The sequence below is a fragment of the Fictibacillus arsenicus genome, from assembly GCF_001642935.1.
In the GTDB taxonomy this organism is placed as follows: domain Bacteria; phylum Bacillota; class Bacilli; order Bacillales; family Fictibacillaceae; genus Fictibacillus; species Fictibacillus arsenicus_B.
The window spans coordinates 178,540-203,162 of record NZ_CP016761.1 but is presented as its reverse complement, the minus strand read 5'-3'; the positions used below and the strand labels follow the sequence as shown (position 1 = coordinate 203,162).

The following is a 24,623-nucleotide window of genomic DNA, read 5'->3' as shown; positions in this document are numbered from 1 at the left end:
AACACTCCCTATTCATTGCTTATTAACTGCTGATTCGTGATTTCCAAAGCATTTTCCATACCCTTTTGAAGGGTGCTCTTTGTAGGGAACAAACTTAAATCGATGCCCAGACTTACAATTGTCTGTGCAATTTCAGGACGTATTCCTACAAGGATACAAGTAGATCCAAGTAATCTAACAGCATCGGCAGCCTGAATAATATGATGGGCAACCATCGTATCAACGACTGGCACTCCTGTAATATCAATAAGAACGACTTCTGAGCGGTACTTGATTACACCGTTCAATAAGTTCTCCATTATCAGTTTTGCGCGCTCTGTATCGATAGAACCGATCAAAGGCATTACACTGATATTTTTGAATACCGGAATAAGTGGAGCAGAGAGTTCCAATAGTGCTGTTTTTTGAATGGATACTGTTCTCTCCCAAATTTGAGATGAGTTTTCTACCACTCTGTTTAAAATCGGATCAAGCCAGCTGTCGATTTCACGGTAAAGAGCAGCAAGTTTCTCCTGATCCATTTCCGCTTCGACAAGCATATTTAGAATAACGCGGCGAGCAATTTGAAGCCCTTGCGTTAAATATTTTAGCGGTAATCCAGTATGAAGCACCTGGTCAAAAAATTGATCCAGTGTCCCATCTTTGGAAATATCGTGATAATTAATATGCTTAATTAATAGCTCAAAAAACTGCTGGTCTGTCTCTTCACTAAGTTTTAGTGTAGTTGTATATCCAGCAATTTCTTTATCTTTAAAAAGATTGACCTCTTTAAGCCAATTATTTTTAAGGGTTTCTTGATTTTCGTTAATCATTTGTACAATCAAGTTGTCCAATTCTTATAGCACCCCCGCTACATATAGTATCGACTCTATTATTTCATTTCTGATAATTTTCTGCAATGTTTACACTGTTTCTAACTTTGGATATATAACCCATCCAGTCCAAGTCTAAACATGTATTTTTTTCCAGGTAAAATAAAAAACCGCCAGACCTCTGTCAGACAGTTTCTCAATGTGTATTATGGAAATTTAAAAATCTACCAGACCAGTACTGATCTGTAATGCGTCGTCTACCCTGCGCATCATGTCTTCATCCAGCTGTGTAATCTTATCTGTTAATCTTTGCTTGTCAATTGTTCGGATCTGCTCAAGCAAAATAACTGAATCCCGTTCAAAGCCATATTTTTTAGAATCTATTTCAACATGTGTTGGAAGTTTTGCTTTTTGAATTTGGGCTGTGATTGCAGCTACTATTACTGTTGGGCTAAAACGGTTTCCGATATCATTCTGGATTATCAGTACAGGACGTATTCCGCCTTGTTCTGAACCTACTACCGGTGAAAGATCTGCAAAGTAAACGTCTCCGCGTTTGACTATCAAGGACTACACCCCGCTAACTAAGCGGTCCAAGGTATGATCGGCTTCCTCCTCTAACATAAATGCTTCTGAGGCAATCGTTAGATTGATCTTAGCCATTTCCATGTAACCCTGTTTCATCTCATCACGAAACTGACGTTTGTTCTTCCGCTCACGAAGAAACATTTCAGTAGCTTGATGGATAAATTCGCTGCGGTCCAAATTCTCTTTTTTAATGACACGATCTACCTCAGTCAGCAACTTTTGAGGAAGACTAATCACGATTCTTTTTGTGTTCAATTCGGACACAACATACACCTCCAGCGCAAAGCTATACTACGATCGAGTTCCTTTTAACCACATATAATCTTATCACTTCAATATTCCATTTGCAAAGCGATTTCAAAGTATTTATTCTACAAAATTTTTAATAGTCCTTCTAATATTCTGCTAAAAATTTAGAATTACATTCATATTTTCTGAAATTCGACCCTTTTTCACAAAAACTCTCGGCACTCGTGAAGAAATTAAACACGGTATCTCATAATTTATGGTTTTTGCTAGAGAAGCGATTTCATCCATTTCAATTGTTTCATCATTCTGCTTGCCTATTAAGGTAGCTTTTTCACCAACATCCATTTTATAAGGAAGCTTTACCATGCATTGATCCATACAGATTCGGCCGATAATAGGTGCACGCTCACCCCGGATCAGCACATCAGCACCTGGCGATAATCTTCTTTGCCAGCCATCTGCATACCCGATCGGAAGGGTGCCTATCCACTCTTCCTCTTTCGCTCTATAAGTTGCTCCGTAACTTACAGTATCCCCAGGCATCAGTTTTTTAACATGTATCAGCTGAGAATGCAGGCTGAAAGCTTCTTCTAAAGTAAAAGGGAGCTTTTCTTTCATTTCTGATGATGGAGATAAACCATACATGCTGATTCCCAATCTCACGAGATTAAAAGGTCCTTCAAATTTACGCAATGCTGCGGCACTGTTGGCGCTGTGAACGTATTTCGGCGTAATTCCCCACTTCTTCAGTAAGTCTAATTGATTAATAAATCTTTTTCTTTGGGTTTCAAACAGTTCAGATTCCCATTCATCTGCTGTTGCGAAATGAGTAAAAACACCTTCTATTTCACAGGCAGAAGAATTCTGTATCAAAAGAGAAACATCATGAAGCTCCTCTTCTTCTGTAATACCCACTCGGCCCATACCTGTATCAAGTTTTAAGTGAATGTTTAATACTTTATCGGTTTCTTTAAGAAACTTCGAAGCTTCTATAAGCCAATCTTTTTGGAATATGGTTATGCTTATCTCATTTTCCGCCGCAAGACTAACATATTCAGGACGTATACGGTTCATAACCAGAATCGGTGCTGAAATCCCTTGTTTTCTTAAAGCCAATGCTTCATCCAGCATGGCTACAGCAAGCAGTTCAGCTCCTGATTCAAGCGCCTCAACTGCAGTCTGGTACGCTCCATGACCATAGCCATTCGCTTTCACGACTGCCATAATTTTTTGATCGGGAAGATGTTTTTTAAATGATTTTATGTTGCTGCTGATTTTATCTAGGTTAATTTCTGCCCATGTATCTCTATAAAAGTGATTTCTGTCCACAATTAAGCCTCCTGCAAAGAAAAAACTGAATGATTGCCTCTTATTTTAACCGTTTCATTAGAATTATGTAAGTAAATACGGGTTGGTTCTTTGGAAAGATAGATTTAATTGAAGAAGTAAAACCTTGTTTTGAGCGCAGAAGGCAAAGTTTGAGCGGTACAGAGCTATTTTGAGCGAAGCTAGCACTGGTTGGAGCGAAACTCAGACATTTTGAGCGGAAATCGGAAATTTTGAGCGTACGTGTAATGAATAAAAAAACACATACCGTAAAACCCGTAAAACGCCAAAAGAAAAGACGGCTAAAAATTTCAGCCGTCCTCAATATTATAGAAGAAATTATTTGATTGCTTCCCCATTTACGGATCTTGCAATAGCCATAAGCTCTTCTTGATCTAAATTATTTGAAGCAAGGAAGTAATCTACACCGTTATAATTCCATGTTACAGATTGTTCTGTCATGGCACCTACCGTAAATCCTAGATCAACAGGTTCTCCGTTAGCCAAAGTTAACCTGGACGCTGTTTCTACAGCTGTATTTTTTTGCTGCATGAGTGTAAATGATTTATTTTCTTCTGCATCTGCATAATTTAGAACTACTTTCGATTCATTGTCTCCAAGTGCTACTTCTCTTTCATTTACAAGATTCAAGTTAGAAGTATATGTCGGGTACAGCACTTCAAACTCTTCGTCTGATCCAGAGAAAGTGGGAATTTCGAATTGAGCACTCGACATGTTGGACTCCATATCGAAAGAGTTCTTATCAAACTTTGCATTAAATTGAACTTTTGAGAAATCCAGTCTCACAAGCTCTTTTTGATCCTGATCCATAATACGGACTTGAGTTGGATCCAAATCTTTATTTAATGTGATTTCCTGCTGATATAAATTTTTGTTCTGGTAATTCGTTTTTGTATGGAAAACATAGCTTTTCTCTTTTGATTTAAAGCCGCGGTCAGTATCGTTTAAGATATCTGCGATAAGTGATTGGAACAAATAGACCTGACTATTGTTTTCCGGCCAGTCACTTTGGAAACGGAAGCTTTTGTTAAGAGCTGGCGTCAGTACGAAGACCCCGTCCTTATTACGCAAGATCATCTGACTTTGATCTTTTTCAGCATTCTTTAAGCTTACTCGGTAAAAATCCGGTTTCTTATGCCATATTTCCAAATCATACGTTAGTGGCTTTTCCCCTGTGTTTAAAGTCATTTTGGCTTCTGCTTTATAGCCTGTCATTTTTTCCATTCTTTCTTCCAATGAATCCAGAACATCACTCTGACTTTGCTCACCGCATGCAGACAGGACCATTAAAGCCATGAACGCCGTCAAAATAATTGACAGTGTTTTCTTCATTTTTTGCCATCCCCTTTGTCCCAAAGTAATTTCGACATTGAAGGGGGTGCTAACTTCGCTTCATGCAAAGGACTGCCCCTTCTACCGCATTACAATATATGAGACAACCCTGGACAATATGCAGACTAGCTTGACGAGCTTTCTAAAATAACTTGAGCCACCGCGTATTCCTTCGTATGAGAGATCGATAAGTGGCATAAATAAGGATAAGGAGATGTTATAAAAGGCTTACCTTTTTCATCAGCTTTTATTTCCATGTCGTGCCATGAAAGCTCTGCTCCAATCCCAACTCCCAGCGCTTTTGCCATTGCTTCTTTAGCAGCAAATCTTCCGGCAAGGTATTCATATTTTCTGTTCCCGTTCAGAGATTCAAATCTTTTTTGCTCAAAGGACGTTAAGATCCTGCTCGAAAAACGCTCTTGATGAAGCGCTGCTTTTTTAATTCTTTTCAGTTCTATAATATCGATGCCCGTTCCAACAATCATTCGTTTTCTCCTTTACAGCTATATCTTTCGCTCTCTTCCCTCTCACATGGTAAACTTAAGGAAGAATTTAAGTACGTATAAACTTCGCATAAAAAAGGGTGATCTATTTTAATGTTTATAAGGGATGAAAGCTTCCAAACCTTTATTAGGCGCTATCCGATTGTAACTTTTTTGACAGCTGTTCATATCGTTGTATTTCTTCTTATTAATTTTACCCCTTTTCGCACTTCTTTGTATCATTTAATGGTTGGTTCTAACTATTATATTGCTGCGGGTGAGTATTGGCGGCTTTTAACTCCTATTATTACGCATGAGGCTGCGGGACATCTCATTTTTAATTCGTTCTCACTTATTTTATTTGGTCCTGCTCTAGAGCAGATACTCGGAAAAGCCAGGTTTATCATCGGTTATGTCGGTGCAGGTTTGATAGCGAACATCGCAACCCTTTTAATGCTTCCATTGTCATATGCACACATAGGTGCTTCTGGTTCAATCTTTGGGCTGTTCGGAATTTATGTTTATATGCTTTATAATCATCGTCAATATATCGACAGAGCCAATACACAGATCCTTCTCGTCGTATTGGGGATCAGTTTAGTTTCTACTTTTTTAAATGAAAGAATTAATGTTCTCGGTCACTTGTTCGGACTGATCGGCGGTGCGGCATTAGCCCCTATCATCCTGGCTTCATTGCACCGGAAGAAAAATAGATATTAATCTCCATGAAAAAAAGCACCTCAGTCTAAGAGGTGCTTTCTGTATTTATGAGTGCTGCTGCAGCACTTCTTTTAATGACGTTTCATAATAGACAGGCCAGTCCACATCGAGTTTATTAAGCTGTCTTGCGTGCTTTGGTTTTACACCTATTATATTGACCGGCTTTCCGTTCATGTAGTGCAGCATCCGAAATAATTCGCTTAACTTTTGAACTCCTGGTTCATCAATTTCACCGGTAGCAGACAAATCAAAGAAAATGTCTTCAAACTGCCCTTCATATGCGGCTTTCAAAGCATTTCCCGTGACAGTCATCATCTTGCTTTCCGTAATATCTCCGAATAAAGGGACAAAAGCCATCTTTTCTGAAATCGGAATAAAAGGACCTGACAGTTCATCCAGGCGCGTCATAGCATCTTCTAACGCTTCTTTTTTCTCAAAAAGCTCAAAATCCGTAGAAGCCAGCCTCATTCTAAGTTCTGAAAGCTTTTCTTCGAGTCCCTTTACATGCGTGCCTGTTGGGGTAAAAACTACATGAGCATAGTCCTGTTCCCAAGAGATATGAATGTCGCAGAGAACAAAAGGATTATCCTTCCCTTTTATGTTTGCTTCAAAGCTTTTTTCACCTTCAAAAGGCAGCAAATACTTGGTTAGCTTATTATGACTCTCCTCATCAAAACAATCATGGATCGTTTCCGCCTGCCCAGTTAAAAGGTCAATTGCCTTTTGAGACATGCCCTGAATCAGCCCATCTTTATTTATTTTTACGTATGGTACCGGTAATGCACAGTTCATGTTCAGGCATTAATCCTCTTTTCCACATACTCGTCCAGCCATTTTTCTGCCTGTTCGAGATTATTAATGATTATTCCTTGATTGTTGGAATATGGTTCTAAGTCATACTTTTTTGCGAGTCTACCGCCTATTAAAATAACTGGCTTGTGAGGCAGAGTGGCTAATGTACGGACATAGTTTTTTAGAACTGGCAAGTTATAAACGATGGACACCGAAAGACCGATCACTTCAGGTTTCCATTGAAGAGCTGACTTTAGCGCATATTCTAACGGAAGGCTTGCTCCGTAATATTTCGTTTCCCAGTCTCGTTCTTCAAAAAGACTTTTAATCATTTTAATGCCTAAATAATGCTGCTCACCTTGCAGACACATAAACATGGCTTTGTTGTTTCCGCTCATCTTTTCCTCTGACACTCGAAACAATCTAGAAAGAACAAAATCACAAACTCCTGTAGCCAAATGTTCATCAGCTACTGAAATCTCATTGTTTTCCCATAGTTCGCCTATAAAGTACATAGCAGGAGTAAACAGGTCTCTAAATAAAACCATCCGGCTTTGATTGGGCTGCTGTTTAATAAAACGCATCGCTTCAGCATGATTGCCATCTAAAAACAACCGCGCCAGTTTCTCAACATCTGATATAGCCATTGGCCGACCCCTCCCTTTTATTAGTGTGCTGCTGTTTTCTCACCTAGAATGTTGTTGGCTTTGTTTAAATAATCAATATATGTTTCAATCCTCGGGGTATCTTTTACATCTTGTTCATTTAACACATCTATGATCAATGAAAAGTTATCCATCAGGAGTTCGGTGCTCATACCGAACTTCGTTAGGATTCCATCCAGCCATAAAGCATAATCCGTAAAAAATTCCTCGTTGTCCAACTCGTAAGCTGTCTCTAAATGCTTAAAGTGGTGGTGATTGTCTTCGATGCATTTAGCTCTTCCTTTATCACCATAACGGTCCATAAGTAACGGGTCATTTTCATAAATTTTCTCAGTAACTCTTTCTACCATAGCATTTATGTTAAACTCCGTCATTTTGCAACCACCTTATATTGTTTAACTGTCGGAATAACAGCAGCTAGTTCCTTATCAGGATACTTTTTCTCCAGATCATGAATTTTTTTGAAGTCTTCACTTCTGACCCATTTTAAATAATCTTCCTTTGTAGAAAAAATGAGCTGAACGGTTAACTCGCCCTCTCTCTTATCATTTTGTAATAGTAAAAAATCCACGAACCCTGGTGCATGATCTACAGAGCGCGAGCGATTTTTATAGATATTGATTACTTCTTCTGCTTTTTCATTGGGTACATCAAATGTAGAAAAAACCGTATACATGCAAATATCACCTCGTGGATGTATTTAAATCAGGATAATTATTCATTTCATAAAAAATTCAATATAGAATAATATTTTTCCTTCTTCATTTAAGGCTGTTTTTATAAACTTTGGTGCTTTTGTAAGAGGTTAATTTCCGCTACAGGACTCGCTTTCCGCAGGGTGTGCGGTGAGCCCCCTCGTCGCCTCGCGACATTGAGTGGTCTCACCTGTCCCACTCATCCTGCAGGGGTCTCGCCCTTCCGCTCCAATTAACTATTCAATGAAGAATTTCTTAAAATCTCTCTGTAGCAACAATCTTTTAGAAAATAGCTTTTAGAAAAGAGACTTTAGAAAAAAGCCTTAAAGAACCTTCTCCTTTATTTGACTCCCCATACTACAGGAAAGAATCATAAATGTCACTAAAAAGGAAAAGCACTAGGGAGATCTCCCTGGTGCTTTTAGTACAAATCAAACATATTCACTTCATGTTTCGTTTGCTTTAAATATGTAAATAATTGTGCTCGATGATGAAAAGCGTGGGTCACGATTTCAACGAGCCACTTTGCCTGTGTCATGCCTTTCTCAGCGTAAAATGCTTTTGTTTCTTTATTCAAAAAGTCTTCTTCTGAAAGAGATAAAAAGTAGGACTTTAATAAATGATAGCCTTCATCTAATACATGTGTAAGTTCAGCTGCGTTTTGAGCAGATAACTTCTTTTCAAGTTCACGAATTTCTTTTTCAGACTTTTCCTGAAGAATGGCTAAATCAACATGTGAGATCTGAACAAGATGGTTAGCCAGTTCTAAGAATGTCCTCATATTATCTGCTGGGCGGAAGTCATATACTGATTGATCCGCTTTTTTCAATAAATTACTTGTCGTTCGAACGACAGTGTAGAACTCTTCCAATAATGTCTCGGTCAATGAAACAGTTGCATTCATCTTTATTAGCCCCTTACTTTATAAAATATTTTCACTCTTATTAATTCTTTGTCTAACTCAATTTTCCTTCGAATAATCCAGAGGATACCTCTTTATGTGCGATAAGATTCACGTTATTATAGATGTCCTCATTCTCCTCACAGATTAAAAGCATGTCATAATAAGCTCGATTAAATACTTCTACAATTGCCGGATCATACATTTTTCCCGATTGATTTTCGATCTCTTTTTTTGCATCCCAAGGAGTCATCGCTTTTCGATATGCACGGTTGCTTGTCATAGCGTCGAAAGAATCTGCGATTGCTAATATTCTAGAATAAAAAGGAATGTCTTTACCCGTGAGCTGGTATGGGTAACCTAGGCCGTCATACCTTTCATGATGATGGAGAATTGCTTTAAGCACCCGCTCTGAATAACCGAAAGACTTAGCCAGTTCCATGCCATCAACTGGATGCTTTTTCATAATTTCATACTCTTCCTGGCTAAGTTTGCCGTTCTTCATAAGAACTGCATCAGGTGTAGAAATTTTTCCTATATCATGAATCAATGCTGTTAACTCCAGCTCTTCAGGGTTAATGTTCTTAAAAGCCCCGTGCCTTGCCAAAATCATCGAATAATGTGCTACTCTTTTTGAGTGACCTTGTGTATATACGTCTTTGGCTTCAACTGCCAGAGAAAAGGCTTTGACGCCTTGCTGTACGGACTCCTTTTCCCTGACTGTTTTATAGACAATGGTTTGAACCATAAAAAGCAGCAAACAAAAAATCATATAGATCGAGATAAATGCAAAATAATCAGCCGCAGCATCTTTTGATAAGATGAGATAAGAAAAGAATCCTCCTGCACTTGACAGAGAATAAAGCCGTCTGTCATTTAAAAGAAGAGCAGTAACCGGCAAAAAGAAATACGCAGACTGAACGATTGCATAATCCACATATGTGTAAGAAACAGAAACAACATATATGCCGCATAAAACAAAGACAGCTTTTGTCCAATCTTTATTTATGTAATTCATAAGTAAAGCAGGCAAGAAGCCTATTAAAAACAATAAAATAAACGTGTAAAAAAGCTCCATTGGCTGTATAAAATAATGGTGCAGTGCCTGAAGTAAAGCACTTCCAATTATAAATAACTGACCGAGTTTTATATTGCGAATCATTTAATATCTCCATTTGTCGAATTTTGTAATTTAATGCAATTATATACCAACCGCAGTTTTAATCCTAACCATTTTTTATTACAGATTGGACCGGAAAAGAAAAAACCGCCCAAAGGACGGCTTATTTCACATAGCTTCTGGCTACATGTCTCATTTTTCTATGCTTTTGTCTTTGGCTTCGCATTCTTAAAATTACAAGGAAAGCTAATAATAGAAGTAAGCCTCCATAGAGAAAAACACTAGCCTTTACAGCTGTTTGCATAAATGTTGAACCCTCTTCTTCTTTCACTGGTTCCTCTTTAGATGCAGTTGCTGCTTCTTTTTTCGTTTCTTTAAATAGAGTATGAGAAAGCAATACTTCACCTTCAGCATTCTTTAATAGAAGTTCACCATCTGATGTTACATCTTGAATCGGTTTTTCTCCAATAGGCATTGTTACTGAAATATCTTCTTTTAAAGGATAAGTCTCTTCGGTTTCAGCCTGAATCTCTGTTCCCGCCGAGAGGGTTTGTCTTTCAAAATTTGAAAAACCATAATCTCCGATCGTCATCGTATCCCAATAAGCTGCACGGCTTGATGGCGCTTTTAAAGTAACAATGATCACATCGAGGTTATCTCGTGAAACAGAGGTAACAAGAGTATGTTTGGATTCATTCACGTAACCGTTTTTGACACCCGTGGTGCCAGGATAATCCCACAATAGCTGGTGGTGATTTCGCAATGTGGTTTCCCATCCCTCACCAACCCAAGGGAGCTCTTTTGTAGACACAATCTCACGAAACACTTCATTCTCCATCGCGTATTGTGTAATCTTCGCCATGTCTTCTGCTGTTGTGTAATGCTCTACATCAAAAAGCCCATTAGGATTTACAAAATGTGTGTTGTCTGCTCCAACCTTTTTAGCAAATTCATTCATTTGATCTGCGAAGGATGCTACATCACCCGCCATATACTCTGCAATCGCGATCGCAGCGTCATTACCCGAGTTAATCAAAAGACCTTGTACCAACTTTTTCAGAGGCACTTGCTCACCTTCTAAAAGGTAAACACGTGTTCCGTCAGCCTTAGCCGCTTCACTGCTTACAATAACCGACTCTTCTAACTTGCCTGATTCCACAGCCAGAATACCAGTAACAATCTTCGTGATGCTCGCTGGATACATTTGGTCCGCACTATTTTTTTGATATAAAATATCTCCAGTTTTCGCATCAATCATTACGGCGCTTTCGCTTTTAATATCCGGTTTGTTTTCTCCTGCTGCCTGCACAAAATGTGATTGCGCCAATATCACAAGTGAAAAAACAAGAAAAAGGCTAAGTTTTTTCATACTATTCCGCTCCCGTTAGTCATTTAATCTTCATAACTCTTCGCCAGACGTTTCTCTTCTATTATGGTTGAAATCAAAATGAAATTTAGAAATAATCGCCATAAAAAAACAGGCAATTTTATCAATTGATACCCTTCGACAAAATTCGCCTGTTTCCTTTTATATATCGTACATTTCAGCCTATTCTTTAGTCAAAATGCTTCCTGTTTTTCTTTCCTCGAAGCAAGTCGCCTGTCCAGCCTTTCATTCTCAACCATAAATAAATACCAGCTGTAGAAACAGCCATTAAAATCATGGCGTACAAATAGCCATACTTCCAATCGAGTTCCGGCATATGTTTAAAATTCATTCCCCATATCGCACCAAGGGCCATGGCTGGGGTAACGATAACCGTAAATACCGTTAACGTTTTCATGATTTCATTGCCTCGGTGCGAGGAAAGAACCTCTTCCAGGTTAAGCAGTGTATCGATATCCTGACGGTAATGCGAGATCAGAGTTAATGTACGCTCTATACGCGTTGTAATCTTTTTATAAGCGTTTGTTTCAGTAATGTCATCTAAGAACGCTTCTTTAATCGCCATTGCAGTCTCATGAACGGGCAGCGTCAAATCACTCCAGTTGATGAGTTCAATTCGACTATCATATATACTGTTCAAAAGGGTTGTATGATTATTTCGCTGTACATCCCGCTGCAGTTTCTTAAGCTTACTCTCAAACTGATCGATTCCATCTAAAAAATGATTAATCAATTCACCCATAAGAATTAAAAAGCCTTCAACTGGAGTTTTTTCTTCTATAATAAGATGATCACAAGATTCTCTATAGTCACCGGTGATTTTTGATAGGTCAAGACCAACTGTGATAAATGATTTCGGCCGGATATAGAAATGAAAGACTTCAAACTCTTCCTGATTCTCGGGGTTTTGTTTGTACGTTATTGATCCGCGTATAATCGGATCTCCATCTTTGTCTCTTTCAATTCTCAAATAGTTCGTTTTATTCTCTTTAATATGAGTAAGCCACTTCTTACAGCCTTTATTATCCGCTATTAGTTCGCTTAGTTCCTCTTTATGGCATTCATGCTGGTGCCAAGTCCAGCCATATACACTTGTATGTTCCATTAATAACCCCATCCTTTTTGAGCTTTATATGATGGTATAATCTTTTGCACCGTTTTGTCTCAACCAGTTCAGCGACTTCTGCATAATTTGTGGATGGTTCTCTGTTCCTTCCTTATTTAAATGAAGCCAGATGGTCCCCGTTTTTTTGGTCGCTTTTACCTTTAATAAAGCGATGCCAATAACTTCTTCATTTTTTTCCATTATTAATACAGCTGTATCATCACGGTCCAAGTATTGAGGCAAATTATCATGAAATTCCGGAGCTTCATTGCACCAGTCTAACAAACGGTTCAGATCAGCTTTGTCCGCAAACTTAACATCCACCAATATTCCTCCTCAATAGATTCCCCTGTATTTTCAAAGGGCAAACCTAAATAATGTCCGCAAATGGAGCAAGATAGTTCATCAGCAATTCCCGGTCCTCTGGAAAGGACAAAGTTAAATGTTTCAGTTCCTCAAAGGATACCCATCTTATATCGTAGATTAAACCGTCAGGATCCTGAATTTTTGGAAAACCACTCACTATTTCCCCTAAGAAATATTGAACTTTAAAGTTTATGCCAAAAGATACGCCTTCTTTTATATGAAGCTTTTCTTTGATCTTTACTATATAGCCTGTTTCTTCCCACACTTCGCGTATACAGCATCCTTCAAGAGTTTCACCTAGTTCTAAGCCCCCTGAAGGAACACTCCATCGTTTTTCTTCTTCTGATGTTCCTTGCAGCACCATTAAAAGTTTCCCTTTATGTAAACAAATGCAGCTCGCACCTTCCCAAAACATATAAACTCCCCCTTTACAGGAAAATTTTCTTGAGCGCACCAAAAAAGTCCTGCGCATTCACACAGGACTTTTCGACAATTAGATGACTTTAGCTTTTTCATTTACCTTTTGAGTATTGACGATTTTTCGGTTGCCATGATCCCAAGTGTAGATTGTCTTGCTGTTTTGTTCGAGTAGAGAAAGGGAGTCATTCGTGCATTCCACAATTTTCGAATGCGGAATCTCATGTTCTTTTTGTTCACCAGTTTGGAGATCGATATAAACGATTCTTTCGCTTTTTCCCGTTGAAAGATCCAATTCGTATACAAGTAGGTGATTATCTACCTGATATAGGGCACGAGGTGAGATGGATAATTTATATTCAGTGACTACTTTATCTTTTTCATTCAGTACCATGACTTTCTTAGGATCTCCGTTTAATACGGGAGCTCCTGATACGTAAACGTGATTTTCATAACAGAGGATATCTGTCGGAGCCATATTGCTTCCCAGGTTCACGCGCTTTTTCTTTCCGTTTCGGATGATGTAAAGCACTGCCTGATCTTCTTCAACAATGTAGGAAGAAATATAGAGAACATCATTATTCATTTCAACTTCCCAGAGATAGCCGTTCACTTTCCACTCTTTAACTAATTCGGGTTCATTTTTTGAGAAGATGAGCACTGAGCCTTTTGAACCATCACCCTCACAAGCAACTGCTACACAAGAATCGAATTCATAAAAGTTTGGCTGTCCCTTAATGATCTGTGACTTTAAGCAGCCGTTTTTATGATCAAAGATAAATAACTTATAATCCTTCGAGCTGTTTTCAACCTTTTTGGAGAACCAGTAATTCTTCTGGTTGTCCATGAATACTTCGGAGTAGGCAAATTCGCTCTCCTCATTTCTTACTACACTTCCGGCCTGTTCAGGATCACGTGAGACATACAGCGAGCTCGTGTTCTCTGCAGTTCGTGATGATAATTTATACATTTTGGCCATAGTACTCTCTCCCTTCAAATTTGACGCCGGTTCCCTGCATGACTTCGATTTATGTAAAAGTCAATTATCGAAATTATCAATTTCTAGCAAAAACTTTGTATTTTCTGTTATATTTATCTTATCAAACAAACAGCTGATTCTGTATTGGGAAAAATGGTAGGAAAGATGCTTGTTAAGTGGGGGTCTCACATGACAATTTTCCCAAGTTCTGAAAGGGGGATTTTATGGTCGGTCAACGAATAAGATATTATAGGAAAACAAAAGGCCTAACCCAGGAAGAGCTGGCACAGGGAATTTGCTCTGTTTCTTACTTGAGTAAGATCGAGAAAGGGGACGCCAAATCAAGCGAAGAAGTCATTAACATGCTTTGTGACCGTCTAGGTATTTCGCCGGAGGATGTTGATGAAAGTAAAGTACTTGAGATGTTGAATGAGTGGAATATGATGATGACAGATCGCCGATTTGATGAGGCAGAGGAAAATTTTCCACTTATTCAAGAAAAAATGAAGGGCATAAGTGATCCGAGTTTACGCCTGAGGTTTGAATTGTTTCATTGCAGATATTTCATGGTGCTGGAACCTCCTCTTTTGGATGAAACAAAATTAAAATTAGAAGGTATTGAAGAACTTTATGAACATCTTTCTAATGATTTGAAATTCTATTACTTTATGTTTTGGGGGATGTATTATAATTTCAACAAAAAGTATAATGAAGCTCTTGAATATCTTCATAAAGCCGAAAAGCAATTTAATCAGACTTCCAATATACAAGATTCTGAGGCTGCAGTAATATATTACTTGCTTGCTTTAACATATAATTTCTTAATGAGAATTACTTCTGTTACAACTTATTCCTATAAAGCTCTCACAATTTTTGACAGAGAGTACAATTATAGCAGAAGTGCAGATTGTCAAATATTATTGGGCATTAGTTACCGCCGTGCTCAACATTATGAATTAGCTGAATCTCATTTGAAACAAGCGTTAAAGTATTCAACTACGTTTAAAGATGATACGTTGAGTGGAATTATATACCATAACTTAGGATATATAGCTTCCTGTCAAAAGTATCATCTGAAAGCTATCGAACGTTATGAAAAGAGTCTTGAATTGAAAAAAAGCCAACCGCCAGCAAATATAGCGAATACAATCTATCTATTAGCCACTGAACATTACGAATTGGGTGATTTTGATTCAGCACTTAATTTAATTCCTAAAGGTCTAAAACTAGTAAATGAAGAACAAGAACCTTACTATAATTTAATTATCTTACGTTATAAAATTAACGACATGCATTCAGATGAATTTTTACAATATTTAAGGAAAACTGCTATTCCTTTCTTTAAACAAAAAGGAATTTGGGAACTTGTTGCTACTCACTCGGAATTATTAGCTGATATATATTTTGATCAAAGTCATTATAAGAAAGCTAGTGAGTACTACCGTGTAGCAAATAATGCTAGGAAAAATATATATTAACCAGGAGGATAGAATATAATGAAAAAATTAATTTATTTATTGGTAGTAGGTATAGGTGTTTTTTCTCTCTTAAACTTTTCTTCTCTTTATAGTTCTGATAACAGCCCAGGGATTAAGAGTTTAAAAATTGCTTCTGACAACAGTCCAGGTATTAAAAGTTTAAGACTCGCTTCTGACAATAGTCCTGGTATTAAGAGTCTAAGACTTGCTTCTGATAACAGTCCGGGTATTAAGAGTTTAAGACTTGCTTCTGACAATAGCCCAGGTATCAAAAGTTTAAGACTTGCTTCTGACAATAGCCCGGGTATCAAAAGTTTAAAGCTTGCTTCTGATAACAGTCCCGGTATTAAGAGTTTAAGACTTGCTTCTGACAATAGCCCGGGTATCAAAAGCTTAAATATTGCTTCTGATAACAGCCCTGGGATTAAGTCTCTAACAATCTATTCATAAGGATTTATAAAACCCCAATCTACCAGATTGGGGTTTCCTTATGCACTTATAACCACCTTCGTCCCAATTGGCACTAGCTTGGAAAGCTCTAGCACGTGGTTATTGTGCATTCGTATGCAGCCTTTTGATACATTTTTTCCAATTGATGCAGGGTTGTCTGTACCATGAATTCCATAATGCGGCCGGGAAAGTCCCAGCCACATGACACCAAAAGGTCCGCCTGGGTTCGGTGCTTTATTGATAATGGTATATGTTCCTGTGGGTGTTGGGGTAAGCATTTTCCCGACTCCAATCGGATAGCGTTTGATTACTTTGCCATCCTTCGCTAGGGCGAGTCTTTTCCTAGTTGTTGATACATAGATCACATAGGGCATAGCGTGATACCTCCCGCTTTAGCTTATGCAGGAAATAACAGTTATGCCCCTCATTTATTGTCTAGCTGTTGAACATGAAACAGTGTTCACTATGTGAAGCGGGTATTCTGCCTGTTGCTTCTAAAAAGCTTTCTGCTGTCGTTAAGCCGAAATGCCTGAATGTTTTCTTTAATACTTTTTGTTTTTCAAGTTTATCTTCTGGCAGCTGATCCAAAAAGGCATCAAAGCTCCCATAATCTCTTACAAGCTCTTCCACACGTTTGGCATTCTCGATCGTTGCTTCAATCTTTTTCCGGTGTCTTACTATTCCAGCGTCTGCTACTAATCTTTCAACATCTTCTTCGCCAAACTGTCTTACCTTTTCTATGTTAAAATCAGCGAAGGCTTTTCTGAAGTTTTCTCTTTTATGAAGAATGGTTCTCCAGCTTAATCCTGATTGAAACAGCTCAAGTGTTAAGCCTTCAAACAGTTTGTTATTCCCTTCTGCCTTTTTGCCCCATTCTTCGTCATGATAGAGTTGTAGCATTTCACTTTCTTCACTCCATTTGCATCGGTTCATCTCTTATTCTCCTTTTTGTATATAAGAAAAAAGCACAGCACCGCTGTACTTTTTATTGAGTTGCTCTCATTTCAGAAAATGGATAGATCACGACTTCTGAACGGCCTTCAATTGATTTTGTTTCAATCAAACCTAATCCATTTCGTGAATCCATGCTGTTCAGTCTGTTGTCTCCCATTACGAAGACTTTGCCCTTTGGTACTTTTAAGGGTCCGAAATCTTCCGTTAAATGCACTCCTAGGCTTTTTGCTTCTGATTTATTTTCGTGCAAATACGATTCTTTAACTTTTTTATTATTAACATAGAGAACGTCACTCTTCATTTGAATCACGTCTCCTTCAACCCCTATTATTCGTTTTACGTACCGTTTATCATCACCTTTAATGATGACAATATCCCCTTTTTTCGGTTCAGAAAAAGCATAAACGATTTTGTTTACGTATAACTTTTCCTGATCATGAAGGGTAGGTGACATAGAAGCACCTTCAACCATATATGGTGCGAAGAAATAGGCCTTCGTTATGAAAACAAATACGAGTGCAAAACCGATCGCTTTAAGCCAGCTTACCCATTCACTCTTCTGCTGCTGGGTCTCTTTTTCCTGTTCTATCATGTCTTCATCACCTCGGCGCCACAATTTCAATTTTTATGCGGTCTGGATCTTCAAAAAACAAAGCGTAATGCCCTTCGCCCCCAGCAAAGGGATAATCATTATCATATAAAAAAGGTACTTTATTTTCATTCAATTGTACACGAAGGTGCTCCACATGCGCACGTGATTTAGCCCAGAAAGCTAAATGATTCAGACCTGTGTGTTTGCGATGGAACGAAAATTCTCTGTACTTAGCTTCTGTTTGTGTAAAAACCAGATATGCTGAACCACACTTATAACTTATACCTTTATCCCATTCTTGAAATAGATCGAAGCCCAGCTCAGCCATCAGCCAGCCATAAAATGACTTTGTCCGTGTAAGATCATGAACATTAATTTCTACGTGGTGAAACCCTTGAGGTGTGCTCATTCTATCAATATCTCCCTGTACAATCGTTTAAAATAGCAAAAAGGTAGTTATTACACTTTTAATCTTATAAAAAATAGCCTACAATGGTAAAGATTTCCGTTTTTAATACAGGAGGGTTTTCATGACCGCTAAAACAAAACACGCAGCAATCTTCCTGGCTATTTCATTGCTTTGGATAAAAACTTATATTGTTTCTAAAGTTTCTTTTACGCTGCCTGCAGATCATTTCCTGCAAGAAATTTTATTATTTTTCAATCCGCTTAGCTTTCTCGTACTCTATTTTTGTTTTGCATACTTTAGTTCACCTTCTAAAAGAAGACGGATCATCCTATGGATGTCGTTTATTTATAGTTTTATATTGTACGCCAATGTTGTATATTATCGGTTTTTTACAGATTTCCTTACGATTCCAGTACTCTTTCAGACGAAGAACGTTGGGGATATAGGCAATAGTGTTTACGAGCTCGTTTACGTCACTGATCTATTCTTTTTTGCCGATCTTTTTGTTTTAGCGTATCTATTAAAAAAGCCTCTGTGGCAGGCAGATCATTCGATAAAAACGAAAGAAAGAAGAAAAGTCTTTGCATACGGGCTGGCGATTTTAGCGGTACATCTGATTTTAGCTGAGGTTAATCGTCCGCAGCTGTTAACTCGTACATTTGACAGGGAGATTCTAGTATCTATATGACATCATGCTTCAATCCAAATCATCCATGCAAAAAGCGCTGGCAAGCAATTTGGATGCAGAGGAAATTCTACATAAGCTTAATAAAAAAAATGCAAACAATCCTGAATTATACGGGATAGCAAAAGGCAAGAATCTAATTGTGATATCCCTTGAATCTACTCAAAACTTTGTCTTGAACTATGAAATTAACGGTGAGGAAGTAACACCATTCTTAAACGAACTTGCAAGATCCAGCTATTATTTTTCTGATTTTTATCATCAAACCGGACAAGGCAAAACGTCTGATTCGGAATTTCTGCTCGACAACTCACTATATCCGCTGCCGAGGGGTGCAGTTTTTCAGACTCATCCATTGAATGAATATAACGCCATGCCTGAGATTTTAAAAACAAATGGCTATTATTCAGCTGTGTTTCATGGGAACAATAAAAGTTTCTGGAATCGCGATGTTATGTATAAAACGATGGGTTATGATCAATTTTTCAGTGAAGAATATTATAAGATCACAGACGAAAATACGATTAACTACGGATTGAAGGATATACCATTCTTCCATCAATCCATACCCTACTTAAAAGATCTCCCGCAGCCTTTTTACGCGAGAATGATCACGTTAACGAACCATCATCCTTATTTAATCAATGAGGAAGAGCAGTGGATCGAACCATATCCGGTGGACGACGGAACAGTCAGCCGGTATTTTACCACCGTCCGTTATGCAGATGAGGCATTAAGGCAGTTTTTTAATGATCTTAAGACATCTGGACTTTACGAGAATTCAATAGTAGTGGTGTATGGAGACCATTATGGGATCTCGGAACGACATCAGGAAGCGATGGCTGATGTTCTAGGAAAAGCATCCATTACAGCCTATAATCAGGTAGAGCTTCAGCAGGTTCCACTGTTCATCCATATCCCAGGTAAAAAAGGAAAAGTAGTCGAGACGGTTGGCGGACAAATCGACCTAAAACCTACTCTGCTCCACTTGCTTGGTATTGAAGCAAAAGATGATGTTCATTTTGGTACTGACCTTTTTTCAAAAGATCATAATGAGCTAACCGTCCTCCGCAATGGTTCTTTTATTACGAAAGATTTTATTTACACGAGTGAAACATGCTACATTAAGCCATTTGGGGCACCGGTTGACCCGAAAAAATGTGAACCTTATATGGAAAAAGCAAAAGAAGAACTCGATCAGTCCGATCAGATTATTTATGGTGATCTCTTGAGGTTTTTAAAACAAAAATAGCCCTGGCGGCGTTCGAAGGCGGCGGGCTAGAAAAAGCTGAGTTAGATACTGTGATGTGAATGTCCCTTCTGATTATTTTCAGGAGGGATATTTCTTTTTTAGGGAGAAAAATGCAAAAGAAACTAAGGTAGCTAGTTGTATCTATAATGAAACGCTCAAATCAGGTGCAGTTTAGGGCGCCGAAACTGTTTTCAGCTTATACCTAACTGGGTATTAAACCCATCTAAAGAGGTCGATTCCATACAAAAGCAGTCTCAATCAATAAATTTTAGCTGTTTATCCACGAATCTACAATCCTCGACAATTTCCGCCGCTTATATACCCTTGAATACCTCTCCTCCACTATTGCACTTACTCAGGTCGAATGCTATTTTATCGCGTTTCTCATCCTAATCATTGAATAGTGCAGAGTGGTTTTGGGGAGCTCCTCGGCAAGCGGCGTAAGTGAAGGCATAATTCTAAGCTCCACACCCCTATTAACCAATGCTTCTAACAATGATCCTACAGGTTTCATTTCAAGAGGCTGCTCTGTTTCATATGATATGAAGTAGCCTGCCCCTTCATCCATCATTGTAAAGTGATCCGGAGTAAATGAATATCGGTAAAGCTTTGTGTTTTGCAGGCGGTCCAGCCAGCCGTTTTCTATCGCAATAATCTTATCTGCTGAGGTTGTATGTAAGTACTTTTCACGGTCATCATCACTTGTTTCAGGTGTAGCCCAAAACCCAATCCTTGGACAATCACGCGGTAAAAGATATAGAGGAGAACGTTCTTCATCAATCGCCCAAACCATAGGCGGACGGTCTGGAAAACTCGGATGTTTTCTTGGTTGAAAAATCTCGATATTATCTTCTTCTGAAAAGTGGTAGAGCATATGTTGTCCCCCTTAGTATATTAACCCTTCCTTTATTATCCTTTTAAACAAGGAAAAAAGGTATCTCCTATTTCAGAAGATCCCTTTATGCCTATAATCAGCGAACCTACTCTTAACAGCGTAGTGCTCCTTTTTAACCAAAACCCAACTACTTAAAGCTTACAAAGAATTAGATATGCCAGAATCAGCTTTCTTAATGATGGCCTTTCATAATAGAGGTTAGTCGTTTGATTGCATAAATTCAATTTCCTCACGATCTGGTCCTTCATAAAAAACGGTTTGCCACCCGTTTTCTAGCTTATAAGGTCCTTCAGATGGTGTTATTCCTAATTGTTGAAGCTCATTTATTTTAGCTATCACACTTTCCACAGTAAAAGCGATATGAGTGGTATGGGAATCAGCCAATGTGGCAGGGATTAATTCCAGCGCAAATCCTTCGCCTCTTAAAAAGACGAGCTCTGCCTTATTCCAATTCATTGTTTCTTTTCTCTCAACAGGCAAGATTGTTTCATAGAATTGAAGCGATTTTTCTAAATCAGTAATGTAAATACCAATATGATGAAGCATGCTTTTATTCTCCTATAAAATCAGATTCATGTCTCCAAATTCGTGCCATAAATAACGCTGTTCGATGGCACCTTTATAAGCTTCATATAACTTATCTTTATCAACAAATGCGGAAAGCAGCTGCAGATGGCTGGCTTCTGGTTCATGCATGCCTGTTATCAATCCATCACAGATTTGCAGTTTCGTATTTTCCGTAATGTACAAGTTCGTCCAGCCGGTATGAGCCTGGAGTTCATTTTTCTCAAGCGCTACGGTTTCTAATGCTCTGACTACCGTTGTGCCTACAGCTATTACTCGCCCGCCAGCTGCTTTCGTTTCACGGATCATGTTTGCTGTTTCTTCAGAAACCTCGTAGTTTTCAAAGTTTTTGTCTGGTCCCTTATGCCACTTATCATCAAGAAGGTAGCTAAGTCCCGTATGAAGAGTAATGTAGGCGATTTTCACACCTTTCTTTTGCAGACGGAAAAGGAGTTCCCAGCTGAACGCACGGCCTGCTGACGGCATCTCAACCGACCCTGGAATGGTTGCAAACACAGTTTGATAATAATCAAGATTCCAAGGCTCTTGAATGTACTCGTACCTCACAGGCTCTCCAAGACTATAAATCTGGTTATAAAGAGAAGAACAGCACAAGTTAAAAGCTAATGAAACAAAAGGTGAATCTGATGATTGTTCGACTACTGTTGCTGTGAGTGATGGTGAAAATCGAATGATTTCCCCTTTTATAAGGGTTCCGCTAACCGGCAGGGCTTCCCATATGGATTCATTTTTTCTGTGAGCGAGTCTCACTTCTACTTCCGTTCCGTCTATCTCTCTTATACTTTTTAATACTGCGGGAACTGTGCGGCTCGCATTCAGTACGAGAAGATCACCTTTTTTTAAATAACGGTCAAGCTGAAAAAATTTTGTATGTTCTGTATGGCCAGTAGTTTTGTTCAATACCATCATCTTCACGTAGTCTCTGCGAATCCCTCTTCGCTCAGGCGGTTCTTTAGCATTTAATTCTTGTGGAAGCTCAAACTTCATTGCGGATTCCATCAGTTTTCACTCCCCTCAAGCTGAAACTCTTGTGCTTCAAATCGTTTTCCAGTGATATGTTTTGAAGCGTCTGATGCTAAGTAACCAAATACAGCGGTAATATCTTCAGGTTTTGCCAGTTCATAATCACAATCTGGAACTGCCAGCTCGTGCATTTCCGTATCCATTTCTCCGGGGTCCACCATGTTTACGCGAACGCCAGATTCGCTTACTTCATCAGCCCACGTTTCTGTAAGGCCTTCGAGTGCAAATTTTGAAATACCGTACGCTCCCCATCCTGCATAACCAGTTGCACCTGCTTCTGATGTGATGTTAATAATACTGCCTTGTTGTTTTTGCAGCATGATTGGAAGAACTCTTCTAGTCACGAGGAATGGTCCGATCGTATTGACTCGCAATACTTCTTCAAAATCCTGTTCTGGATAATCCAGTAGATACGGCATCGGACTTGGTCCTAAAATCGAAGCATTGTTTATAAGAACATCGATTTTCCCAAAGTACTCTTCAGACAACGCTACAAAACGCTCCACATCTTTTGATTTTGACATATCTGCACTTACCGCCAGTACGTCAGCTCCAAATTGTTCTGCTTCCTCTTTCACCTCTTGAATTCCCTGTTCATTACGTGCACAAATTGCTAAGTTATACCCTTCTTTAGCAAAAAATAGCGTAAGCGCTTTCCCTAATCCTTTTGATGCCCCCGTAATCATTGCAACTTTTTTCATGTTCATAGCCTCCAATATTTGTTTTTTGATTTATTATATACTTTTTATACATTTATGTTTACTAAGTATTTAAATTATAATTCCCAATAATTTCATTCGTCAATGACTTTGTATCATAAATCGTTCGACAAATTCTTTAAACAAAGAAAAAACCTTGCCGCAGCAAGGTTTTATTTAAGCCGAAATGAGGCTCCATCAATTATCTCCACATCTTTTCTTTCTTTAATTTCCCTCATAAGCTGAAAAAGCGCTAAATCTTTTTTCTTAGACTCTATCATACAGTCGATCTGTTCCACACTGCCTTTTACTTCTTTTAAGAAATCAAAAAACATATTAACATCCACGTAATCTGCGTGATTTCTAAACTGTTTTTCATTCTTTGGGCTGGAAATGTGCATTTTTAACGGAAGCTTTGATTGTTTCCACGATTCTACTACTCTAGGCCAATGCTGCGTCCAATTTTCATCATGATGATAGGCAAGATGATGGTGATAATCAAAAACAAGCGGAATCTGAAGTTTTTCGCATAAGTAAAGGGTATCTGCCATCGTAAAAGACGTATCATCATTTTCCAGCATGATCATCTTTTGGATCTGGACGGGAACGTAAGCCCAATTTTGCACAAACCTCTCGAGTGCTACATCTGTCTCTTTGTAATTGCCTCCAACATGCATCACACATCGGTGTGTTGTATCAATCCCCATATTTTTTAAAAGTTTATAGTGAAGCTGAAGCGTTTTTAAAGAGTTCTTCAGGACTTCTTTTTTAGGAGAGTTGATGAGAACAAAATGATCTGGATGAAAATCCAGTCTCATCTTATTTTTCAGGGCGAACTGTCCGATCTCATGAAGTGCATCAGCTAAAGGACTGATATAATCCCAGTCTAGTAAATCACCATGATTGGCAAGGGGGATAATTCTTGAAGTCATCCGATAAAAAGCAATATCGTGAGCCGCTGCGTGTTTTAAGATCCGCAATGTATTTGTGACATTTGCTAGCGAAATCCGTTCTAGTTTTCTTAACCCTGCTTCTCTGTTTTGAAGCTGGCTGAACTGTTTATATGTCATTGTCTTTGAAGGAGAAGCATTCTGCAGTTCCATGCTCATCGCAACAAATCCAAGCCGAATAATGGTCATTGGTCACACCTCATTTCATCTTTAACAGTATGACCATATGAAGTTATCGTTTAACCCAAATGCCATATAAAAAAGCTTAACCTTCGTGCAAGGCTAAGCTTCAAGTAACTAATTAAAGATTTCCAGCCACTTTGGATAGTCAAACTGGCCGTCTGATATAGGGAAAAAGTTTCCGAGGATCCCTAAATGCGTTTTTCCATGTTCTTCTGCAACTATGGGAGTATACGTCGAGAATAGAAGGAAGTTTATACGCTTTAATTGGTAGTGTTTATTAAAAATTTCAGCTGGTTTAACATGTGGATGCACAAAAATAGCTTCATAATCTTCTTTTGAGGGGTTCGTTGTGGTTAGCGTAATTACTGCGAGGAAGAATAAACCTATGAACATCCACTTTCTCTTCATCTCACGCGCCTCCAATCCAGCTTCTCACCAAGTATATTTTATCAATTCGTTTTTAATCCACGAGTTTACATTTATAGACAATTTCCGACATGCAAAAAGCCACC

The 24,623-nt window shown here is 38.5% G+C and carries 32 protein-coding genes; 5 read left to right on the top strand and 27 right to left on the bottom strand.

The window, feature by feature from the left end; all coding sequences use genetic code 11:
* Window positions 1-8: 8 nt before the first annotated feature.
* The 6 genes from ABE41_RS01180 to acpS all read right to left on the bottom strand — a co-directional run bounded on the left by ABE41_RS01180 (window position 9) and on the right by acpS (window position 4,813).
* Window positions 9-833 (bottom strand): STAS domain-containing protein, encoded by an 825-nt coding sequence (locus ABE41_RS01180; protein WP_066285715.1) that lies wholly within the window; start codon window positions 831-833, stop codon window positions 9-11.
* 195 nt (window positions 834-1,028) lie between these two features.
* Window positions 1,029-1,379, bottom strand: a complete 351-nt coding sequence (locus ABE41_RS01175; protein ID WP_066239453.1) for a type II toxin-antitoxin system PemK/MazF family toxin — start codon at window positions 1,377-1,379, stop codon at window positions 1,029-1,031.
* Window positions 1,380-1,382: 3 nt separating this feature from the next.
* On the bottom strand, window positions 1,383-1,664 hold the full coding sequence (locus tag ABE41_RS01170) for a CopG family ribbon-helix-helix protein (protein ID WP_066285713.1): 282 nt from the start codon (window positions 1,662-1,664) through the stop codon (window positions 1,383-1,385).
* 141 nt (window positions 1,665-1,805) lie between these two features.
* Window positions 1,806-2,981 carry an alanine racemase gene (gene alr, locus ABE41_RS01165; protein WP_156774196.1) on the bottom strand — a complete coding sequence of 392 codons (1,176 nt, stop codon included), beginning with the start codon at window positions 2,979-2,981 and terminating at the stop codon, window positions 1,806-1,808.
* A 333-nt stretch (window positions 2,982-3,314) separates the two neighbouring features.
* Complete coding sequence (locus tag ABE41_RS01160; protein WP_066285709.1) at window positions 3,315-4,328, bottom strand: LolA family protein; 1,014 nt, start codon at window positions 4,326-4,328, stop codon at window positions 3,315-3,317.
* Window positions 4,329-4,453: 125 nt separating this feature from the next.
* Window positions 4,454-4,813 carry a holo-ACP synthase gene (gene acpS / locus ABE41_RS01155; protein WP_066285705.1) on the bottom strand — a complete coding sequence of 120 codons (360 nt, stop codon included), beginning with the start codon at window positions 4,811-4,813 and terminating at the stop codon, window positions 4,454-4,456.
* Window positions 4,814-4,924: 111 nt separating this feature from the next.
* Between acpS and ABE41_RS01150 the strand changes: the two genes are divergently transcribed.
* On the top strand, window positions 4,925-5,530 hold the full coding sequence (locus ABE41_RS01150) for a rhomboid family intramembrane serine protease (RefSeq protein WP_066285702.1): 606 nt from the start codon (window positions 4,925-4,927) through the stop codon (window positions 5,528-5,530).
* A gap of 45 nt (window positions 5,531-5,575) precedes the next feature.
* Here ABE41_RS01150 and ABE41_RS01145 read toward each other — a convergent pair whose 3' ends face one another.
* The 11 genes from ABE41_RS01145 to ABE41_RS01095 all read right to left on the bottom strand — a co-directional run bounded on the left by ABE41_RS01145 (window position 5,576) and on the right by ABE41_RS01095 (window position 13,957).
* Window positions 5,576-6,322, bottom strand: a complete 747-nt coding sequence (locus ABE41_RS01145) for a hypothetical protein (protein ID WP_066285701.1) — start codon at window positions 6,320-6,322, stop codon at window positions 5,576-5,578.
* 2 nt (window positions 6,323-6,324) lie between these two features.
* Window positions 6,325-6,969: a cobalamin B12-binding domain-containing protein gene (locus tag ABE41_RS01140; RefSeq protein ID WP_066285699.1), complete on the bottom strand. Its 645-nt coding sequence runs from the start codon at window positions 6,967-6,969 to the stop codon at window positions 6,325-6,327.
* 20 nt (window positions 6,970-6,989) lie between these two features.
* Complete coding sequence (locus ABE41_RS01135) at window positions 6,990-7,361, bottom strand: hypothetical protein (RefSeq protein ID WP_066285694.1); 372 nt, start codon at window positions 7,359-7,361, stop codon at window positions 6,990-6,992.
* Window positions 7,358-7,663 (bottom strand): antibiotic biosynthesis monooxygenase family protein, encoded by a 306-nt coding sequence (locus ABE41_RS01130; protein ID WP_066285692.1) that lies wholly within the window; start codon window positions 7,661-7,663, stop codon window positions 7,358-7,360. The genes ABE41_RS01135 and ABE41_RS01130 overlap by 4 nt, the downstream gene beginning before the upstream one ends.
* A gap of 440 nt (window positions 7,664-8,103) precedes the next feature.
* A complete protein-coding gene (locus ABE41_RS01125; protein WP_066285690.1) occupies window positions 8,104-8,586 on the bottom strand; it encodes a DinB family protein in 483 nt (160 codons plus the stop codon).
* Window positions 8,587-8,638: 52 nt separating this feature from the next.
* Entirely contained in the window at window positions 8,639-9,745 is a 1,107-nt protein-coding gene (locus ABE41_RS01120; RefSeq protein WP_066285687.1) for an HD-GYP domain-containing protein, read from the bottom strand.
* Between the two features lie 121 nt (window positions 9,746-9,866).
* Complete coding sequence (locus ABE41_RS01115; RefSeq protein ID WP_066285685.1) at window positions 9,867-11,072, bottom strand: D-alanyl-D-alanine carboxypeptidase family protein; 1,206 nt, start codon at window positions 11,070-11,072, stop codon at window positions 9,867-9,869.
* 187 nt (window positions 11,073-11,259) lie between these two features.
* Window positions 11,260-12,195, bottom strand: a complete 936-nt coding sequence (locus tag ABE41_RS01110; RefSeq protein ID WP_066285682.1) for a magnesium transporter CorA family protein — start codon at window positions 12,193-12,195, stop codon at window positions 11,260-11,262.
* 24 nt (window positions 12,196-12,219) lie between these two features.
* The gene (locus tag ABE41_RS01105; RefSeq protein WP_066285678.1) at window positions 12,220-12,519 is read right to left on the bottom strand and encodes a hypothetical protein; all 300 of its coding nucleotides are present in this window, start codon (window positions 12,517-12,519) and stop codon (window positions 12,220-12,222) included.
* Between the two features lie 46 nt (window positions 12,520-12,565).
* Window positions 12,566-12,976, bottom strand: coding sequence for an NUDIX hydrolase (locus ABE41_RS01100; RefSeq protein ID WP_066285675.1), 411 nt, complete (start codon window positions 12,974-12,976; stop codon window positions 12,566-12,568).
* 78 nt (window positions 12,977-13,054) lie between these two features.
* Window positions 13,055-13,957: a hypothetical protein gene (locus ABE41_RS01095; protein ID WP_066285673.1), complete on the bottom strand. Its 903-nt coding sequence runs from the start codon at window positions 13,955-13,957 to the stop codon at window positions 13,055-13,057.
* Window positions 13,958-14,181: 224 nt separating this feature from the next.
* Between ABE41_RS01095 and ABE41_RS01090 the strand changes: the two genes are divergently transcribed.
* Window positions 14,182-15,435 (top strand): helix-turn-helix domain-containing protein, encoded by a 1,254-nt coding sequence (locus ABE41_RS01090; protein WP_066285672.1) that lies wholly within the window; start codon window positions 14,182-14,184, stop codon window positions 15,433-15,435.
* Window positions 15,436-15,453: 18 nt separating this feature from the next.
* On the top strand, window positions 15,454-15,885 hold the full coding sequence (locus ABE41_RS01085; RefSeq protein WP_066285671.1) for a hypothetical protein: 432 nt from the start codon (window positions 15,454-15,456) through the stop codon (window positions 15,883-15,885).
* A 38-nt stretch (window positions 15,886-15,923) separates the two neighbouring features.
* On the opposite strand, the gene ABE41_RS01080 is transcribed toward ABE41_RS01085, so the two are convergent.
* From ABE41_RS01080 to ABE41_RS01065, 4 genes are all read right to left on the bottom strand, one after another.
* Window positions 15,924-16,259 carry a L,D-transpeptidase gene (locus ABE41_RS01080; protein WP_066285669.1) on the bottom strand — a complete coding sequence of 112 codons (336 nt, stop codon included), beginning with the start codon at window positions 16,257-16,259 and terminating at the stop codon, window positions 15,924-15,926.
* Between the two features lie 61 nt (window positions 16,260-16,320).
* Window positions 16,321-16,818 carry a DNA-3-methyladenine glycosylase I gene (locus ABE41_RS01075; RefSeq protein ID WP_066285666.1) on the bottom strand — a complete coding sequence of 166 codons (498 nt, stop codon included), beginning with the start codon at window positions 16,816-16,818 and terminating at the stop codon, window positions 16,321-16,323.
* A gap of 52 nt (window positions 16,819-16,870) precedes the next feature.
* Window positions 16,871-17,428 carry a signal peptidase I gene (lepB, locus tag ABE41_RS01070; protein WP_253805473.1) on the bottom strand — a complete coding sequence of 186 codons (558 nt, stop codon included), beginning with the start codon at window positions 17,426-17,428 and terminating at the stop codon, window positions 16,871-16,873.
* A 10-nt stretch (window positions 17,429-17,438) separates the two neighbouring features.
* The gene (locus ABE41_RS01065) at window positions 17,439-17,840 is read right to left on the bottom strand and encodes a VOC family protein (RefSeq protein WP_066285664.1); all 402 of its coding nucleotides are present in this window, start codon (window positions 17,838-17,840) and stop codon (window positions 17,439-17,441) included.
* Between the two features lie 121 nt (window positions 17,841-17,961).
* Here ABE41_RS01065 and ABE41_RS21485 point away from each other — a divergent pair, with 121 nt between their 5' ends.
* Window positions 17,962-18,528 carry an LTA synthase family protein gene (locus ABE41_RS21485; RefSeq protein WP_367642137.1) on the top strand — a complete coding sequence of 189 codons (567 nt, stop codon included), beginning with the start codon at window positions 17,962-17,964 and terminating at the stop codon, window positions 18,526-18,528.
* A gap of 4 nt (window positions 18,529-18,532) precedes the next feature.
* A complete protein-coding gene (locus tag ABE41_RS01060) occupies window positions 18,533-19,777 on the top strand; it encodes an LTA synthase family protein (RefSeq protein ID WP_367642136.1) in 1,245 nt (414 codons plus the stop codon).
* Between the two features lie 367 nt (window positions 19,778-20,144).
* Here ABE41_RS01060 and ABE41_RS01055 read toward each other — a convergent pair whose 3' ends face one another.
* From ABE41_RS01055 to ABE41_RS01030, 6 genes are all read right to left on the bottom strand, one after another.
* Window positions 20,145-20,651 carry a DUF6886 family protein gene (locus ABE41_RS01055; protein ID WP_066285663.1) on the bottom strand — a complete coding sequence of 169 codons (507 nt, stop codon included), beginning with the start codon at window positions 20,649-20,651 and terminating at the stop codon, window positions 20,145-20,147.
* Window positions 20,652-20,870: 219 nt separating this feature from the next.
* Window positions 20,871-21,218, bottom strand: a complete 348-nt coding sequence (locus ABE41_RS01050; protein WP_066285661.1) for a VOC family protein — start codon at window positions 21,216-21,218, stop codon at window positions 20,871-20,873.
* A 12-nt stretch (window positions 21,219-21,230) separates the two neighbouring features.
* Window positions 21,231-22,256, bottom strand: a complete 1,026-nt coding sequence (locus tag ABE41_RS01045; RefSeq protein ID WP_066285658.1) for an S-adenosylmethionine:tRNA ribosyltransferase-isomerase — start codon at window positions 22,254-22,256, stop codon at window positions 21,231-21,233.
* Window positions 22,256-22,987, bottom strand: a complete 732-nt coding sequence (locus tag ABE41_RS01040; RefSeq protein WP_066285656.1) for an SDR family NAD(P)-dependent oxidoreductase — start codon at window positions 22,985-22,987, stop codon at window positions 22,256-22,258. Before ABE41_RS01040 ends, ABE41_RS01045 begins: the two co-directional genes overlap by 1 nt.
* A gap of 164 nt (window positions 22,988-23,151) precedes the next feature.
* Window positions 23,152-24,117, bottom strand: coding sequence for a UV DNA damage repair endonuclease UvsE (gene uvsE / locus ABE41_RS01035; RefSeq protein ID WP_066285653.1), 966 nt, complete (start codon window positions 24,115-24,117; stop codon window positions 23,152-23,154).
* Between the two features lie 108 nt (window positions 24,118-24,225).
* On the bottom strand, window positions 24,226-24,519 hold the full coding sequence (locus ABE41_RS01030) for a hypothetical protein (protein ID WP_066285652.1): 294 nt from the start codon (window positions 24,517-24,519) through the stop codon (window positions 24,226-24,228).
* Window positions 24,520-24,623: the final 104 nt, after the last annotated feature.

Bases quoted from the DNA above. Each gene is read 5' to 3' on its own strand.
- ABE41_RS01115 (WP_066285685.1), bottom strand. From the start codon at position 11,072: ATGAAAAAACTTAGCCTTTTTCTTGTTTTTTCACTTGTGATATTGGCG.
- ABE41_RS01145 (WP_066285701.1), bottom strand. From the start codon at position 6,322: ATGAACTGTGCATTACCGGTACCATACGTAAAAATAAATAAAGATGGG.
- ABE41_RS01090 (WP_066285672.1), top strand. From the start codon at position 14,182: ATGGTCGGTCAACGAATAAGATATTATAGGAAAACAAAAGGCCTAACC.
- uvsE (WP_066285653.1), bottom strand. From the start codon at position 24,117: ATGACCATTATTCGGCTTGGATTTGTTGCGATGAGCATGGAACTGCAG.
- ABE41_RS01040 (WP_066285656.1), bottom strand. From the start codon at position 22,987: ATGAACATGAAAAAAGTTGCAATGATTACGGGGGCATCAAAAGGATTA.
- ABE41_RS01030 (WP_066285652.1), bottom strand. From the start codon at position 24,519: ATGAAGAGAAAGTGGATGTTCATAGGTTTATTCTTCCTCGCAGTAATT.
- ABE41_RS01085 (WP_066285671.1), top strand. From the start codon at position 15,454: ATGAAAAAATTAATTTATTTATTGGTAGTAGGTATAGGTGTTTTTTCT.
- ABE41_RS21485 (WP_367642137.1), top strand. From the start codon at position 17,962: ATGACCGCTAAAACAAAACACGCAGCAATCTTCCTGGCTATTTCATTG.
- ABE41_RS01125 (WP_066285690.1), bottom strand. From the start codon at position 8,586: ATGAATGCAACTGTTTCATTGACCGAGACATTATTGGAAGAGTTCTAC.
- ABE41_RS01045 (WP_066285658.1), bottom strand. From the start codon at position 22,256: ATGGAATCCGCAATGAAGTTTGAGCTTCCACAAGAATTAAATGCTAAA.
- ABE41_RS01160 (WP_066285709.1), bottom strand. From the start codon at position 4,328: ATGAAGAAAACACTGTCAATTATTTTGACGGCGTTCATGGCTTTAATG.
- ABE41_RS01075 (WP_066285666.1), bottom strand. From the start codon at position 16,818: ATGAACCGATGCAAATGGAGTGAAGAAAGTGAAATGCTACAACTCTAT.
- ABE41_RS01150 (WP_066285702.1), top strand. From the start codon at position 4,925: ATGTTTATAAGGGATGAAAGCTTCCAAACCTTTATTAGGCGCTATCCG.
- ABE41_RS01135 (WP_066285694.1), bottom strand. From the start codon at position 7,361: ATGACGGAGTTTAACATAAATGCTATGGTAGAAAGAGTTACTGAGAAA.
- ABE41_RS01110 (WP_066285682.1), bottom strand. From the start codon at position 12,195: ATGGAACATACAAGTGTATATGGCTGGACTTGGCACCAGCATGAATGC.
- ABE41_RS01050 (WP_066285661.1), bottom strand. From the start codon at position 21,218: ATGCTTCATCATATTGGTATTTACATTACTGATTTAGAAAAATCGCTT.
- ABE41_RS01060 (WP_367642136.1), top strand. From the start codon at position 18,533: ATGCTTCAATCCAAATCATCCATGCAAAAAGCGCTGGCAAGCAATTTG.
- acpS (WP_066285705.1), bottom strand. From the start codon at position 4,813: ATGATTGTTGGAACGGGCATCGATATTATAGAACTGAAAAGAATTAAA.
- ABE41_RS01065 (WP_066285664.1), bottom strand. From the start codon at position 17,840: ATGAGCACACCTCAAGGGTTTCACCACGTAGAAATTAATGTTCATGAT.
- ABE41_RS01130 (WP_066285692.1), bottom strand. From the start codon at position 7,663: ATGTATACGGTTTTTTCTACATTTGATGTACCCAATGAAAAAGCAGAA.
- ABE41_RS01120 (WP_066285687.1), bottom strand. From the start codon at position 9,745: ATGATTCGCAATATAAAACTCGGTCAGTTATTTATAATTGGAAGTGCT.
- ABE41_RS01055 (WP_066285663.1), bottom strand. From the start codon at position 20,651: ATGCTCTACCACTTTTCAGAAGAAGATAATATCGAGATTTTTCAACCA.
- ABE41_RS01080 (WP_066285669.1), bottom strand. From the start codon at position 16,259: ATGCCCTATGTGATCTATGTATCAACAACTAGGAAAAGACTCGCCCTA.
- ABE41_RS01100 (WP_066285675.1), bottom strand. From the start codon at position 12,976: ATGTTTTGGGAAGGTGCGAGCTGCATTTGTTTACATAAAGGGAAACTT.
- ABE41_RS01095 (WP_066285673.1), bottom strand. From the start codon at position 13,957: ATGGCCAAAATGTATAAATTATCATCACGAACTGCAGAGAACACGAGC.
- ABE41_RS01140 (WP_066285699.1), bottom strand. From the start codon at position 6,969: ATGGCTATATCAGATGTTGAGAAACTGGCGCGGTTGTTTTTAGATGGC.